The organism is Corynebacterium sp. 22-2729 (genome assembly GCF_053479475.1).
On the sequence record NZ_JBRBCA010000003.1, the window covers coordinates 78,920 to 94,853 of the forward strand.

Genomic DNA, 15,934 nt, shown 5'->3' on the forward strand with positions numbered 1-15,934 from the left:
TCCATCTCATAGACATCGAAATGGGGCACTAGGGATCCATGAACGACAAGCACAATCCCCAGGGCGCAGACCACAATGCGGATCACGAAAACGCGCAGCAGCATGACGTTGATCACCACGTCACCGAGCAAAAGGCGCAGGAAGTAAAAGCTTCGTTGGGGGCTGCGGTAGCTAGCTCCCCGCAGATCGCGGAGCCGAAGAAAGAGAAGAAAGACAACACACACTGGCTATACATCGGCGTGATCGTCGCCGTGATCGCCGGCATCATTTTCGGCCTCGTGGCACCCGATGTCGCAAAGGGGTTCAAAGAGCTCGGAACCACCTACGTCACGCTGATCAAAATGATCATCCCGCCGGTGATCTTCTGCACGATCGTGCTGGGAATTGGCTCGGTGAGGTCTGCGGCGTCAGTAGGCAAAGCAGGAAGCATGGCACTGGCCTACTTCATCACGATGTCCACCTTCGCCCTCGCAGTAGGCCTAGTCGTGGGAAACCTGCTGCAGCCGGGCGAAGGGCTGAACATTGGAAATACCGGTGGCTTCGACGCCAAAAAAGGGCAAGAGACCGGGTTCGTGCAAAGCATCATTCCTGAAACCTTCTTCAGCGCCTTCACCTCAGGCAAGATTCTGCAGGTACTGCTAATCGCCCTGTTGGTCGGCTTCGCAACGCAATCCATGGGCAAGGCCGGCGAGCCGATCCTGGGCTTCGTGGCCGCTCTGCAGAAGCTGGTCTTCAAGATCCTGTCCTGGATCCTGTGGTTGGCCCCGATCGGCGCGTTTGGTGCGATGGCTGGCGTAGTCGGCGGCACTGGTATTAAGGCAGTGCTGCAGCTCGGTATCTTGATCCTAGGCTTCTACATCACCTGCATCATCTTCATCTTCGTGATTCTGGGAACCATCTTGCGAGTCTTCACTGGCTTCAATATTTTCAAGCCGGTGAAGTACCTGGGGCGCGAGTACCTGCTTATCTTCGCTACCAGCTCCTCTGAGTCCGCGCTGCCGAACCTGATGCGCAAGATGGAACACGTCGGCGTGGACAAGTCCACGGTCGGAATCGTCGTGCCGACGGGCTACTCCTTCAACCTGGACGGCACCGCGATTTACCTGACCATGTCAGCCATCTTTATTTCGGACGCCATGAACGTGCACCTGAGCATGGGGGATCAGATCAGCTTGCTGATCTTCATGATTATCGCCTCCAAGGGTGCCGCGGGTGTGTCCGGCGCGGGTATCGCAACCCTGGCTGTCGGTCTGCAATCGCACCGTCCGGAGCTGTTGGACGGCGTGGACATCATCGCTGGCATCGACCGCTTCATGTCTGAGGCCCGCGCCCTGACCAACTTCTCCGGTAACGCAGTGGCCACTCTGCTGGTTGGCAAGTGGACTCACACCGTGGATAAGGAACAGGTCAAGCGCGTGCTCAACGGCGAGGATCCATATGTTGGAACCGCAGATGACCATGATGTCGACCTCAAGTACCCGTCGGTGAAGAACCCCGCAACGGATCACCTGCAGCCCACCCCGCAGGTAAACCTGGACGACTACCGTCAGCAGTAACTGCAGTCGTGCAAACCCGTCTGCCGCAGAGGTGCGGTGGACGGGCACTGCCGTGTAAGGGGGATCACCGGCAGGACTATACTGAAGCGCATGTCACATGAAGCTTCACAAGCCCCCGCTGCCACGGAATCTGCTGCCACCGGCGCGGACTATCTGAAGAAAATCGTTTCCGCACCCGTGTATCGCGTGGCCAAAAACACCCCGCTTGAGTACATGGACACGCTGTCGAAGCGCAGTGGAAACGAAATTCTGGTCAAGCGCGAAGACTTGCAGCCCGTGCATAGCTTCAAGATCCGCGGCGCATTCAACCGCATGGCACAGCTCACGGAAGAAGAGCGCCGCCGCGGAGTCGTCGCCGCCTCCGCCGGAAACCATGCACAGGGCGTGGCACTATCCGGCACGGAACTGGGAATCCGCACTGTCATTGTGATGCCGGAGGTCACCCCCAGCATCAAAATCGACGCAGTGCGCAGCTTCGGTGGGGAAGTACTGTTACACGGCGCTAACTTCGACGAAGCCAAGGCAAAGGCCATGGAACTATCCGACCAGGAGGGCATGGTCTGGGTCGCCCCGTTCGACGACGAGGCGGTCATTTCCGGGCAGGGAACCGCTGGCCTCGAAATCTTCCAATCCCGACCGGACGTTGACCGCGTGTTCGTACAGGTCGGCGGCGGTGGTTTGGCAGCGGGCGTAGCCGTGCTTCTCAAAGAACTGAACCCCAAAATTCAGGTCATCGGAGTGGAGCCGGAAGAATCCGCCTGCCTCACCCAAGCCCTCGCAGCAGACCAACCCGTTGCCCTCGACCACGTCAGCCTCTTCGCCGAAGGCGTAGCCGTCAAACAAATCGGCGCAGAGACATTCCGCCTCTGCCGCGACTACCTCGATGACGTGATCACCGTAAGCTCCGACGAGATCAGTGCTGCCATCAAGGACATCTTCGACGACACGCGAGCCATCGCCGAACCCGCCGGCGCCGTCGCACTGGCGGGGCTGAAGCGCTATGTTGCTACCCACAAAATTCAAGACGAAACCCTGGCTCACGTCCTCTCCGGTGCGAATGTGAACTTCCACTCCCTGCGCTATGTCTCCGAGCGTGCGGAAATCGGTGAGGGTGGCGAGGGCATCTTCGGCGTGACAATTCCCGAGCGCGAAGGTGCGTTCCTCGAGTTCTGCAAGATCCTCGGCCAGCGTTCCGTCACAGAGTTCAGCTACCGAGTCGGCCAGCGTGGTGGGGAAGAACCAGCCCGAATCTTTGTGGGCGTCAAACTGAAAAACGGCGAGGAGGAGCGCAAGAGCATCGCCGCGGATCTCAGCAGCGCAGGTTATGGAGTGGTCGACCTCTCCGACGATGACGTCGCCAAGGAACACGTGCGCTACATGATAGGAGGCACACCCGGTCAGCGCGTTGACGAGACCGCGTATAGCTTTGAATTCCCCGAGCACCCCGGCGCACTATTGCGCTTCCTGGAAGTGCTGGGAACCCGTTGGAATATCACCGGCTTCCACTACCGCAGTTTCGGCATGGACTACGGTCGCGTGCTAGCGGCGTTTGAGGACGTATCCGGCGATATCGAGTTCCAAGCACACCTGCAGCAGCTGGGATACCACGCGACCGATGTGACGGATAGCCCGGCGTATAACTTCTTTATCCGCAGCCAATAGTGCCGGCGGGCTGCCGGCGGGCACAGTGGCTATCTAAAGACAGTGGCTAACTAAAGAACGCCCCAAAGATAGCGCCGAGCTGCCGCAGGTGTTCTACCTCGCTAAGCAGAAAGTCCGGCCCGCCCGGGCGGCCGACTATGAGCAGTAAGTCAGTTCCCTTGATTGGCGTTCCCGCCAACGCGGACTCCATCACAACCCAGTTCTCGGGAATCCAATCCTCGCGCTCTGGGTTCAACACGCGGGCCTCGGTTAGTGGCGGGTGGTCGAGTTCCAGCCCGTTATCCTCCGGGGCGGCGGAGGAGGCAGCTACCCGGTGCGTTCGTGGCGACGTATCCAACACCAGCGCCCAGCCCGCCGTCATGGAGCGCGGCAGATCCTGCATCATGATCTCTAGCGCTTCTTGTAGTTGACGCCGCTTTTCCGCCACTCCAGACAGCATCTGAATCTGGCCACGTCGGTCGATCTTGCCGGAAAAAGGTCTGATCGAATCGACATAGAAGCCATCGAGCTCCTGCGTGGCGGTGATGAGACTATCCGGCAGATGTCCCGAGGGGATGGAAACGACAATGTCGTCGATGACGGAGTCCGGATCATCCTCCGCTGGTCCGACGATATCCACGCCACGAATATCGCCGCCGACAGTCCCCAGTGCCATGGCTAGCAAGCCAAGGGATCCGGGGGAATCAGGCATACGGACACGCATGAGGAAAGACATGGAACCGATACTAGCGCCACCTGAAGTCCACGGGGGCAGGTTGGCTTGGCTAGAGTAGAACCCATGTCTGAGATTTCGCGCGAAGATGTTGCCCACCTGGCCCGCCTGGCTCGCCTGGACCTAGGGGAACAGGAGTTGGATGAATACGCAGCTCAGATCGATGGAATCGTCGATCACGTTGCAGCGATCAGGAAGGTGGACACCGAAGGCGTTGAGCCATTGAGCCACCCCACCCAAAACGTTGACGGCGACGTTGCCGTCATGCGTGAAGACGTGGTCGTTCCGAGCCTTACGCCCGAGCAGGCACTCGACCAGGCTCCGAAGCAGAGCGAGCAGCGCTTCGAGGTGCCGCAGATCCTCGCGGACTAGCCACAACGCCAACAGACCGTTTAGAACCCGTTAGAACAACGAACGTTAGAGAAATAAGGAACTGTAGGAACACTCATGGCTGAGAACAAGTACATCGTCGGTTCCCGGGATGACTCGGACTTCACCACCTGGACCGCCGCGGAAATGGCGGAAAAGATTCACGCGCGCGAGATCAGCTCTCAGGAGGTTACCCAGGCTCACCTGGACCGCATCGGTGAGATTGACGGGGATATCAACGCGTTCCTGCACGTTGGTCCCGACGAGGCTCTCGCCGCAGCCGCGAACGTCGACGAGGCGCTGGCCGCAGGCGATCAGCCGACCAGCAAGCTGGCGGGCGTGCCGCTGGCGCTGAAGGACGTGTTCACCACCATGGACGCGCCGACCACCTGTGCATCGAAGATGCTCGAGGGCTACATGAGCCCCTATGACGCGACCGTCACCATGCGCCTGCGCGCAGCGGGTATCCCGATCCTGGGCAAGACCAACATGGACGAGTTCGCCATGGGCTCCTCCACGGAAAACTCCGCATACGGCCCGACCAAGAACCCCTACGACCTGGAGCGCACTCCGGGCGGTTCCGGTGGTGGCTCGTCCGCAGCTCTGGCTGCAGGCATGGCTCCACTGGCTATCGGAACGGACACCGGTGGTTCGATCCGCCAACCCGCCGCACTGACCAACACCGTGGGCGTGAAGCCCACCTATGGCACCGTTTCCCGCTATGGCCTGGTGGCTTGCGCTTCCTCTCTGGATCAGGGCGGCCCGACGGCGCGTACGGTACTGGACACCGCGCTGCTGCACGAGGTTATTGCAGGCCATGACGCCAACGACTCCACCTCCTCCACCCACGCCGTCGCACCGGTCGTCGAGGCCGCAAAGCAGGGCGCTTCCGGAGACCTCAACGGGGTGAAGCTCGGTGTAGTCAAGCAGTTCGAGCGAGCTGAGGCTTTCCAGCCCGGCGTGCTGGAGGCGTACCACGCCAACTTGGAACAGTTGAAGTCTCAGGGCGCTGAACTGGTGGAAGTTGATTGCCCGAACTTCGACCATGCCATGAACGCCTACTACCTGATCCTGCCCTGTGAGGTCAGCTCCAACCTGGCTCGTTTCGACGGCATGCGCTACGGCCAGCGCCGGGGAGACGACGGTACCCGCTCCGCCGACCAGGTGATGAGCCTGACCCGCGCCGAGGGCTTCGGCTCCGAGGTGAAGCGCCGCATCATGCTGGGAACCTACGCCCTGTCCGTTGGCTACTACGACGCGTACTACCTGCAGGCGCAGCGCGTGCGTAACCTGATCTCTCAGGACTTCGCCAAGGCCTATGAGCAGGTCGACGCTATCGTCGCACCGGTTACCCCGTCCACCGCATTCAAGCTGGGGGAGAAGGTCGACGATCCGTTGGCGATGTACATGTTTGACCTGTTTACCCTGCCGCTGAACCTGGCGGGCGTATGCGGCATGTCCGTGCCCGGTGGCTTTGCAAGCGATTCCGGCCTGCCGACCGGTCTGCAGATCATGGGCCCAGCACATGGCGACGACCGTCTGTACCGCGTCGGCGCCGCTTTCGAAGCCGGCCGCGCCTAAGCGTGCCTAAGCACGCCGAAACTGGCCATTGACTGGCGGCTAGCCGTCTAGCTTTCGGCCAGCTTTCAACTAGCTTTTAGCTAGCTTTTTTGGCGGGGCGGGATCCGCCCATAGCCGCACGCGTATGGTGGAAGTCATGGGTAAGCTTCCCGAACTTTACACAGGCGATGGTTTCGTCGAAGACCCCGACGGCTCCCGCCGCTGGGGTGTGCTCGGCGCCGCGGGGCTGTTTCTCGTCACTGACGACCGCCACGTTCTGATGCAGCACCGCGCCAAGTGGACGAACCGTGGCGGAACCTGGGCTCTGCCCGGGGGAGCGATCGACGTCGGCGAGTCACCTACCGACGGCGCCCTACGAGAAACGCGGGAAGAAACAGGCGTGGGGGCGTCAGCAATAAAGGTCCACCAAGAAATCGTGACCTCGACCGTGCCTGTCAAGAAGGCGTACTGCCGCCTTCCAGTTCGCGAAGAAGAACGGCACCTCTTTGCGGGGATTGAAAAGATCATCGAGCGCAACGGGGATCCCCGCCAAGCCCTGCAGGACTTTCCGGTTCGGCACCCTAGCCTGGACGCCGACTTGGAGGCTCACGGCATCTTCGGACTCGGAGGCACGTTCTGGTGGCAGTACGTCAACCCGGAGATCACTGAGTGGACGTACACCACTGTCCTAGCCACCTGCGCCGAGCACCTGGAACTTCATCCGACCGCCGAATCGCTGGAGCTGCTGTGGCAACCCATTGACCGGTTGGAGGAGCTGCCGCTCATGCCGGAGTTTCAAGCAAGTTTGTCTGCTTTGAGGGCGGCAGTAGACTCACTGTAAGTGAACGCACAGCAGCTCCCACCCACACACCGCACTCGCTCTGCAGAAGAAACCTATCCTGCACTGCCTCTGCCGCTGTCACAGGCGTGGCGCGCCCTCGTGGCGTTGTGTATCGGGTTTTTCATGATCCTGCTGGATCAGACGATCGTGGCCGTCGCCACGCCAGCATTCCAAGCAGACCTGCACGCCGACTACGGGCAGGTGCTGTGGGTCACCAGCGCTTATTTGTTGACATTCGCAGTGCCCCTGATGGTCACAGGCCGTCTAGGAGACCGCTTCGGGCCAAAGAACCTATATATAGCGGGCATGACGATCTTCACCCTCTCGTCATTGGCCTGCGGCCTGGCGGGCAGTATCGAAATGCTGATTGCCGCCCGCGCCGTGCAGGGTATCGGCGGGTCACTTTTGACGCCGCAGACCATGAGCGTGATCAACCGTATCTTCCCGCGCGACAAGCGCGGAGCAGCATTGGGTATCTGGGGTGCGACGGCAGGAATTTCCACGCTCGCCGGGCCGCTGCTCGGCGGCTTAATCACGGAGTACGCCACGTGGCACTGGGTGTTCTTTATCAATGTGCCGATTGGCGTGCTGTCCGTAGTAATGGTTGCCCGGTGGGTGCCGCGCTTCCGGCCGACGCGCGACCGCATTAATGTGCCGTCGATCCTGCTTTCCATGGTGGCGATGACGATGGTGATCTACGGCATCCAGGAAGGCGACCCCGCCGGCTGGGCTCCGTGGATTTGGGCGCTGCTGGTCGGCGGCGTGGCGATGATGATCGCCTTTGTTTGGCTGCAATCCTGCCTGTCCGCGGGCAGCGCGTTGGTACCCATCGCGCTGTTTGCCCGTCGCCATTTTGCCTTCGGTAACGCTTCGATTTTCACTATGGGGTTCACCATCGCCGGCATGATGGTTCCGGTGATGTTGTTCCTGCAGGAAGTCCATCGCTTCGGTCCAATGAAAGCCTCCTTCGTTGTAACTCCCATGGCCATCATCGCGGGGGTGATGGCGCCATTCGTCGGCAGGCTTGTTGACCGCTACGATCCCCGGCGTTTCGCCGTGTTGGGCTTCTGCTTGATGGCCATTGGAGTGGCCGCGCTGGCGCTGTCCATGCGACCCGAGCGCCCGCTGTGGATGATCATCGGATCATTCGTGATCCTGGGCTTTGGCAATGCTTTTGTCTGGGCGCCGAACTCCACCGCCACGCTGCGAGACCTGCCGCCGCAGTTCGCCGGTGCGGGCTCCGGAATGTACAACGCCACCAGGCAGCTCGGTGCAGTCACCGGCGCTGCGGTGATCGCCGCGGTCGTGCAAGCACGCGTTAGCGTAGTCGGCCCCCAAGCCTTCGGAGAATCACTGCTACCCGCCGTAGTCATGCTCATCCTCGGCGCACTGGCTTCCAGCATGGCTCGGCAAGAGGCGAGCCACGGAGACGAGTAGGCGTCCATAGGCGTACATTCCCTTGCCGTCCGGCAGATCCGACGCCATATCGCTAAACTTTGAAGCATGCGTATTGCGACCTTGACCAGTGGTGGAGACTGCCCAGGATTGAACGCCGTCATCCGAGGCATTGTGCGTACGGCGGCAGGGGAAGGCCATACCGTCGTTGGCTTTGAAGACGGCTGGCAGGGACTGTTGGAAGATCGTCGTGTGCAGTTGTACGACGACGATTTCATCGATCGTATTCTGCGCCGCGGAGGCACCATCTTGGGTACCGGTCGCCTGCACCCGAAAGACTTTATGGCAGGCATCGACCGCGTGAAGGCTAATCTCGCCGACGCGGGCATCGACGCTCTGATCCCCATCGGTGGCGAGGGAACCCTAAAGGGTGCGCGCTTCCTGCATGACAACGGAGTCCCGGTGATCGGCGTGCCGAAAACCATTGACAACGATGTCAACGGCACGGATTACACCTTTGGTTTTGACACTGCCGTCGCCGTCGCGACCGACGCCATTGATCGCCTACACACTACCGCTGAATCACACGATCGCGTGATGATCGTGGAGGTCATGGGCCGCCACGTTGGCTGGATTGCGTTGCACGCGGGCATGGCCGGCGGTGCGCACGAGATCCTCATTCCGGAGTTTCCATTCGACATTGATGACGTCTGCCGTCGCATGGCACGCCGCTTCCAGCTGGGGGAGAAATACGGCATCATCGTTGTCGCCGAGGGAGCGCTGCCGAAGGAAGGCACCCTGGAGGTTGCGGAGCGTGAAGTGGATCAGTTCGGCCACGAGAAGTTCCAGAACATGTCGGCATTGATTGCCAAGGAGATCGAGAACCGGTTGGATACCGACGTGCGTTCCACCGTCCTCGGACACATCCAGCGCGGCGGTACGCCCACTGCGTTCGACCGCGTACTGGCAACGCGCTTTGCCGTGAACGCCACCAAGGCTGCAATCAACGGCGATTTCGGCAAGGTCGTGGCGCTTAAGGGCGGCGACATTGATCTGATTGACTTTGAAGAAGCCGTCGGAACGTTGAAGGAAGTTCCCGAGAAGCGCTACGAGACGGCACGTTCCCTGTTCGGGTAGTGACACACCGCGCCATCCACTAGAGCGGACGGCAAGGCATAGGAGTCGGGCGCCTGTCAAGGGAGAATTGTTTTCCCTGTGGAAAACCGTTTTTTCGGAGAGAGTTATCCACAGGGAGTTTCTTGCGGCGGGGCGAGAAAAGGCGCGATGTTTTAGCGTTGGCGCTATGGAAAAACTGCGGCAGCTCGGGGAGCTTCAGCGCCAAGTGGCAGCGGCCCAGCGCCACGGCGCTGATCTGCTGAGCGAAGCCTTTGGCGTTCCTGCCGAGCAGCTGCCCTTGGAAAAAGAACTCGCTAGGAGAGTGGCGCGGGCGGCGGAGCACTTCTCCGGGCCGGCGTATTCGCGTTACAAGAAGCGCGCGCTGGAAGCTGCGCGCCGCAATCGTCACGGCCTGGACGTGCTGATGCTCATTGCCGAGCGGGCGCGCACATTGGGTATCAAACATCGCTACGTCTTCACGGAGCAACTGTGCAACACAGCCGGAGACCTGACGGCGATCTCTCGCCGCGCCACACAGCTTCGACGCCGCATGCAAGGGCCACGAGTGCCAGACGATGGCGGACGTCGCATCCTCCACGGAACGAAGACCACCATCCAGTTCACCGGACCGGCACACGAAATGTCGGAGATTTGGGAGTCTGCACGCCTAGACCCATTGGCATGGTTAACCGAGAATCGAACCATTCAGCGCAGCACGCTGACCACCAATGTTGTCGTCGAGCTAGACGAATACATGCAGGTGCTTAGCGGTCAGGGCGATGAAGTGGAATTACGTGCGACCAATGGAGCAGTCCTCACCGGAGCGGAGTACGTCGCCCGACGCTTCGCAGAATCCAGTGGGGTAGAGCCGCATGCCGTTGAAGTGAGCGCCGCCGAGTTGGGCGCCTCCGAGTTGAGCGGCGTTGAAATGAACGGCGTTGAATTGAGGAATGGGGATTACATAACTCTGATATCGGCGGAGCAAGGACCGGTGAACCTATATCGGGTGAGGCGGTTGGCGTCACAAAAGCAGCGCCGAATGCTGGAAGCCGAAACGACGCAATGTGCCTGGCCGGGGTGTGGGCGTCCTGCGAGTGAATGCCAAGTACACCACCTTCAGGAATTTGCACGAGGAGGGGAAACGAACCCCGAGAACATGTCGCTCTTATGCCCGTACCACAACGGAGTAAATGGACAGCCAAACCGAGGGAGGATGGCGCGGGTAAGCGGACGCGTCACCTGGTTGCCACCCGGGCGGGCAGCGCCCAAGGACGCCCAGCGGTAGCGACCCCAACGACACACAGCAGCGGGGACGTATTAAGATGGCTGGCATGACTGCGCCTGTCTACGATTACTCCGATGATGTGATGGACTTCGACGAAGTGCTGGAGCGCTTCGACCCGGTAATGGGCATGGAAGTCCACGTCGAACTCGCAACGAAGACGAAGATGTTCTCCACCTCTTCCGCAGAGTTCGGCGATGCACCTAACAGCAACGTTGACCCGTGCAGCCTTGGCCTGCCGGGTGCGCTGCCGGTAGTGAACAAGCTGGGCGTGGAATGGGCAATCAAGATTGGCCTGGCACTGAACTGCAAGATTGCTCCGAAGTCCCGCTTCGCACGGAAGAACTACTTCTACCCGGACCAGCCAAAGAACTACCAGATTTCCCAGTATGACGAACCGATCGCCTACGACGGGTACCTGGATGTTGTCCTGGAAGACGGAACCGAATGGCGCGTGGAGATTGAACGCGCTCACATGGAGGAGGACACCGGCAAGCTGACGCACCTCGGCGGTGCCGACGGTCGCATCCATGGCGCAACCGCCTCCCTCGTAGACTGCAACCGCGCCGGAGTGCCGCTGATTGAGATCGTGACCAAGCCGATCGAAGGCGCCGGCGAACGCGCTCCCGAGGTTGCGAAGGCATACGTCTCTGCGCTGCGCGATCTCGTGAAGGCCCTGGGTGTCTCCGACGCGCGCATGGACCAGGGCTCCATGCGCGTCGACTCGAACCTGTCGCTGCGCCCCGTGGGAACCACTGAATATGGCACGCGCACCGAGACGAAGAACATCAACTCCCTGAAGTCCGTTGAGCAGGCAGTGCGCTTTGAAATGCAGCGTCAGGCAGCATGCCTTGTCAACGACGTGGAGATCGTGCAGGAAACCCGCCACTACCAGGAAACCGACGGAACCACCTCCAAGGGTCGCCCGAAGGAGACCATGGCGGATTATCGCTACTTCAACGACCCGGATCTACCACCCGTACTGGCGCCCGCCGAATGGGTGGAGGAGATTCGCTCCACCCTGCCGGAAATGCCGTGGATTCGCCGTGCTCGCATTCAAAAGGAATGGGGACTGAAGGACGAAGAGATGCGAGACCTGGTCAACGCCGGTGCCCTCGATCTCGTCATCGACACCGTCGAAGCGGGAGCCAAGCCCGATGAGGCGCGTTCCTGGTGGGTCTCCTACCTCGCAGGAAAGGCAAACGAACAGGGCGTGGAACTGTCTGCGCTAGACATCACGCCAGCCCAGGTGGCGCGGGTGGCGTCATTGGTAAATGAGGGCAAGCTGACCACCAAGCTTGCGCGCCAGGCCGTGGACGGCGTACTAGCCGGTGAAGGCGACGTCGATGAGGTCGTAAACGCTCGTGGTTTGGAAGTTGTCCGCGATGACGGCGCCATCGAAGCTGCCGTCGATGAGGCACTTGCTGCCAACCCCGACATCGTGGAGAAATACCGCGCAGGCAACAAGAAGGTCACTGGTGCGATTGTCGGCGCCGTGATGAAGGCCACTAAGGGCAAGGCTGACCCTGCTCAGGTGAACCAACTTATTGCCAAGAAGCTCAGCTAAAGGGGCAGCAAAGCGGGCTGCTGCTATTTAAGCGTCCGAGACATGCCGAGTGACCTCCCCCACAAGCTCTAAAGGTCGGAATAGTCTGGGTGGCGTGAATAACAACGCGAAGCCAAACAACCCTAGGCCCACTAGTCCAGATGACGATCTGGCGGATGACATGCACAATGACATCGACGTGCCGGTCTACCGTCGTGAAGCGAATGAGCCCGCCGCTGAGGAGCCTGCTGTGGACGAGCCCTCAGTCGGTTCGACGAAAATTGAGAAGCCGAGCGAAGTTGAGGACGAGCCCGGAGCTGAGGCTGCGCCAGCTCCAGAATCAGCCGCGGAAGGTAAGCCTAAACCCGCGAAGCGGGATATCTACGCCTTGGCTGGTCGCGCCCGGCCCCAGCGAATTGAGAGCAGGGCAGCGGAACCTACTCCCGCTGAGTCCAAGGATTCTGACGTAGATCTGACTAACCTTGACGCTCCCACCAAATCCACGGCAGCCGGCACAGCTGGCGCGGCAAGCGCCACTGGCGCCGCTAGTACGACTGCGGAGGATCGCTGGGACAAGATCGATGATTCCGACGTTGCGCAGTATCCAGATTCGGGAGCTAGCGACCAGTCCTTGCCTGAGGAGAAGCGCCCACTAGAGGCCGGCGTCGCACCCGCGGAAACGGAGAGATCCGCAGTTGCTGCGCCTGAGACCGCAGCTGCTCCAGAGAGCACTACTGCGCCTGAGACTGTTGTGGCGCCCGCAGCCGTTGGGGCACCGGCAGCGGTTGGAACGCAGAACACCGCAGAGACAGGTGACACTGTGGGGACGCCCACGGAAGACGCTTCTGCAACCGCGAAGCGCGGAACCACAAGCTTTGGCCTCTTCGTGCTGCGGGCAGCGTTAGGCGCATACCTGCTAGTTCGTGGACTGCAGACGCTATTCTCCTTCGGCGGAGACCCCGGCGTGGATGTCTTCCAGACCCAGCTGGAGAACTACAACTTCGCGGACATCCTGGCTATCGGCATCCCAGTAGCGCAGGTTGTAGCCGGTGGACTGCTGTTGCTTGGTCTACTCACACCGTTCGGTGCGGCGCTGGCTACGGTGGTTGCAGGTTTCATGGCATTCCACAACCTCAACAACTTCCAAGGCTCCCTTTGGCCATATGGAATGAGCCCTTATATCCAGCTATGGGTCGTTCTGACAGTGGTTTCGATCAGCCTTATTTTCGTCGGCCCTGGCCGTATCAGTCTTGATCGCAGCCGAGGATGGGCAACTCGTCCACTAGCCTCGGCGTGGATCTTCTTCGTGGTTGCAGTGGCGGCGACTGCTGGTCTCTGGCTCGCAGTCGGCGGAGGTAACCCGTTCAACTAGGGAACATTCGTCGTAGCACTCAACTGCGCTCGGCCAGTATCCGCCCCGTCGCGGTGTCCGTTTGGGCCACTGCGGCGGGGCTTCCATCTGCCACAACTTGCCCTCCGCGCGTGCCTGCACCTGGTCCCATTTCAATCACTCGGTCTGCCTGGGCGACAACGCGCATGTCGTGTTCCACAATCACCACCGTGTTCCCGTTGTCGACTAAGCGCTGCATCTCTGCCACCAGCAGGTCTACGTCCGCGGGGTGCAATCCAGTGGTCGGTTCGTCCATGAGATACACGGTGTGCCCACGCTGCGCACGCTGCAGCTCGGTCGCCAGCTTGATCCGTTGAGCTTCGCCACCGGATAGCTCCGTCGCCGGCTGGCCGAGCCGCAAATAATCCAAACCCACAGCAGATAGCGCTTGCAAAGCGCGAGCGATCGGCTCTTCGTTCGCGAAAACGTCTTTGGCTTCGGCGACCGTCAGCCCCAGTACATCCGCGATCGTCCTCCCGTTCCACGTCACTTCGAGTGTCTCCGCGTTGTATCGTGCACCGTGGCAGTCTGGACAAGGAGCATAGCTGCCGGGCAGGAAGACCAACTCGATCTCGATCTGCCCTTCGCCGCTGCAAGTCGGGCACCTCCCTTGGGTGACGTTGTAGGAGAATCGGGAGACGGTCCACCCGCGCTGCTTCGCCTCGCGGGTCTGGGAGAACAATTTCCGAACGCGGTCGAATAGCCCGGTATAGGTTGCAAGGCAAGAGCGAGGAGTCCTGCCGATGGGCTTCTGAGAGATTTGTACTAGCCGGTCGACACCATGGTTTTCACCACTACTGTTCTTGCCCTTCGATTCCACGTCTCCATCGTTCACGGCAGTCTTGACTTGTTCGCGTAGAGTACTGGCGAGAACCTGGAGGAGGGTGGATTTGCCGGAACCGGATACGCCCGTGAACGCGGTGAACGTGCCGAGGCCGATAGTCACGGTGAGGTTGTCCAGGGTGCGCTGGTTGATGTCCCGGAGTACGAGCGACCCGGAAGGGGTGCGAGCCTTAGAGTCGCTGGTCAGCTCCAAAGGCCCGGCGGAGAGCGCTCGTCCGGTGGGGCAATCCATCTCGGCCAGTCCGCGCTGTCCCGTTGTAGGACTGACGGGGCCGGAGTAGAGCACCTCGCCGCCGAGTTCGCCCGCGCCAGGACCGACGTCGACAACCCAGTCGGCTTCTGCAACTAGGTGCATATCGTGCTCGACGAGAAGGACACTGTTGCCCGCGTCCAGGAACCTGCGGATAAGTTTCGACACTGCGCGGCGTTCTTCGGGGTGCAGCCCCGCAGAGGGCTCATCCAGTACATAGGCCACGCCGAAGAGTCCCGAGCGCAATTGAGACGCCAATCGCAGTCGCTGCAGCTCACCCGCTGACAGCGTCGCCGTTGCTCGGTCTAGGCTGAGATGTCCGAGCCCCAAATCCACCACCGACTGTAATGTGGGAATTGCCTGATCCAGCAGGATCCTCTCGGCTTCAGCGGCTGCGCCGTTGAGGGATTCGGATGTGTTTGGGAGGTCGGCTCGACGCTCTATGAAATGCTCTACCACCTCCTCTAAAGGAAGCGCTCCGAGGCTATCGATGGGGTAGTCGAGATAGTTAACGGAAAGCGCCTCGGTATTTAGCCGACGCCCTTTGCAAGTGCCGCAGCGTGACGAGCGCATAAACGATAGCACCCGCCGGCGCGTGGAATCGGATCCTGTTTCGGCCAATGTCTTCCGCAGATAGGAGGCCACCGAACGCCAGGTGCCTTCATATGTTCGCTGAATCTGATCCGCCCCGCGATGTGGATGGATTGTCACGACGGGGCGCTCATCGGTGAAGAGAATCCAATCTCGGTCGGCACGCGGGATGTCACGCCAGGGAATATCCATCGGAAATCCAAGTTCCGCCACGATATCGTGGAAGTTCTTACCCAACCAGGCACCCGGCCAGGCTGCGATGGCGCCCTCGTCGATGCTGAGCGACGGATCCGGAACCATCGATTCCTCCGTCGGCTCATGCACCACTCCAGTGCCTTGGCACTCCGGACACATACCGACCGTGGTGTTAGGAGAGAAGCAATCAGAATCCAGCCGGCCACGGTGCTTCCGCAACGTCGACGGATACTCCCCGCATCGGGAGTACAGCAGACGGATCGTATTCGACAGGTTCGATACCGTTCCTACCGTCGAGCGCGCCCCTCCCGCGGATGCGCCTTGTTGCAAAGCGACCGTCGGTGGTAGCCCCTCCACGGAACCGACCCGCGGGTCCACGGCTCCACCGATCAACCTCCGTGCGAACGGTGCGACCGACTCCAGATACCGGCGCTGTGCCTCCCCATGCAGCGTTCCAAACGCAAGTGAAGATTTCCCCGATCCAGAAACACCCGTCACTGCCACAAGCGCATTGCGCGGAAGCTCAACGTTCTGATGTTTGAGATTTCGCAGGTGCGCGTCGCGGACGCGGATCATGCCATCCGTGCTGCCACCATCTGTTGCGTTGTGTGCGGGGGACTGGGAGG

At 60.7% G+C, this 15,934-nt stretch carries 12 protein-coding genes; 10 read left to right on the forward strand and 2 right to left on the reverse strand.

Annotated features, from left to right (window positions below):
• Positions 1 to 38: 38 nt before the first annotated feature.
• Both ACUY2T_RS03045 and ilvA read left to right on the forward strand, forming a co-directional pair.
• The gene (locus ACUY2T_RS03045; protein WP_448307524.1) at positions 39 to 1,556 is read left to right on the forward strand and encodes a cation:dicarboxylate symporter family transporter; all 1,518 of its coding nucleotides are present in this window, start codon (positions 39 to 41) and stop codon (positions 1,554 to 1,556) included.
• Positions 1,557 to 1,646: 90 nt separating this feature from the next.
• Positions 1,647 to 3,218: a threonine ammonia-lyase, biosynthetic gene (ilvA, locus tag ACUY2T_RS03050; RefSeq protein WP_448307525.1), complete on the forward strand. Its 1,572-nt coding sequence runs from the start codon at positions 1,647 to 1,649 to the stop codon at positions 3,216 to 3,218.
• 46 nt (positions 3,219 to 3,264) lie between these two features.
• Here ilvA and ACUY2T_RS03055 read toward each other — a convergent pair whose 3' ends face one another.
• Positions 3,265 to 3,933: an amino acid-binding ACT domain protein gene (locus tag ACUY2T_RS03055; RefSeq protein WP_293789855.1), complete on the reverse strand. Its 669-nt coding sequence runs from the start codon at positions 3,931 to 3,933 to the stop codon at positions 3,265 to 3,267.
• Positions 3,934 to 3,996: 63 nt separating this feature from the next.
• Here ACUY2T_RS03055 and gatC point away from each other — a divergent pair, with 63 nt between their 5' ends.
• The 8 genes from gatC to ACUY2T_RS03095 all read left to right on the forward strand — a co-directional run bounded on the left by gatC (position 3,997) and on the right by ACUY2T_RS03095 (position 13,411).
• Positions 3,997 to 4,302: an Asp-tRNA(Asn)/Glu-tRNA(Gln) amidotransferase subunit GatC gene (gene gatC, locus ACUY2T_RS03060; RefSeq protein ID WP_293789857.1), complete on the forward strand. Its 306-nt coding sequence runs from the start codon at positions 3,997 to 3,999 to the stop codon at positions 4,300 to 4,302.
• A 75-nt stretch (positions 4,303 to 4,377) separates the two neighbouring features.
• Entirely contained in the window at positions 4,378 to 5,880 is a 1,503-nt protein-coding gene (gene gatA, locus ACUY2T_RS03065; RefSeq protein ID WP_448307526.1) for an Asp-tRNA(Asn)/Glu-tRNA(Gln) amidotransferase subunit GatA, read from the forward strand.
• A 136-nt stretch (positions 5,881 to 6,016) separates the two neighbouring features.
• Entirely contained in the window at positions 6,017 to 6,700 is a 684-nt protein-coding gene (locus tag ACUY2T_RS03070) for an NUDIX domain-containing protein (RefSeq protein ID WP_448307527.1), read from the forward strand.
• A complete protein-coding gene (locus ACUY2T_RS03075; RefSeq protein ID WP_448307528.1) occupies positions 6,701 to 8,137 on the forward strand; it encodes a DHA2 family efflux MFS transporter permease subunit in 1,437 nt (478 codons plus the stop codon). It begins immediately after the preceding gene.
• 66 nt (positions 8,138 to 8,203) lie between these two features.
• Positions 8,204 to 9,232, forward strand: coding sequence for an ATP-dependent 6-phosphofructokinase (locus ACUY2T_RS03080; protein ID WP_293789865.1), 1,029 nt, complete (start codon positions 8,204 to 8,206; stop codon positions 9,230 to 9,232).
• Positions 9,233 to 9,398: 166 nt separating this feature from the next.
• Complete coding sequence (locus ACUY2T_RS03085; RefSeq protein ID WP_448307529.1) at positions 9,399 to 10,496, forward strand: HNH endonuclease signature motif containing protein; 1,098 nt, start codon at positions 9,399 to 9,401, stop codon at positions 10,494 to 10,496.
• 46 nt (positions 10,497 to 10,542) lie between these two features.
• Positions 10,543 to 12,060 carry an Asp-tRNA(Asn)/Glu-tRNA(Gln) amidotransferase subunit GatB gene (gene gatB, locus ACUY2T_RS03090; RefSeq protein ID WP_448307530.1) on the forward strand — a complete coding sequence of 506 codons (1,518 nt, stop codon included), beginning with the start codon at positions 10,543 to 10,545 and terminating at the stop codon, positions 12,058 to 12,060.
• Between the two features lie 94 nt (positions 12,061 to 12,154).
• A complete protein-coding gene (locus ACUY2T_RS03095) occupies positions 12,155 to 13,411 on the forward strand; it encodes a DoxX family protein (RefSeq protein WP_448307531.1) in 1,257 nt (418 codons plus the stop codon).
• A gap of 19 nt (positions 13,412 to 13,430) precedes the next feature.
• On the opposite strand, the gene ACUY2T_RS03100 is transcribed toward ACUY2T_RS03095, so the two are convergent.
• Positions 13,431 to 15,884 carry an ATP-binding cassette domain-containing protein gene (locus ACUY2T_RS03100; RefSeq protein ID WP_448307604.1) on the reverse strand — a complete coding sequence of 818 codons (2,454 nt, stop codon included), beginning with the start codon at positions 15,882 to 15,884 and terminating at the stop codon, positions 13,431 to 13,433.
• Positions 15,885 to 15,934 lie beyond the last annotated feature (50 nt).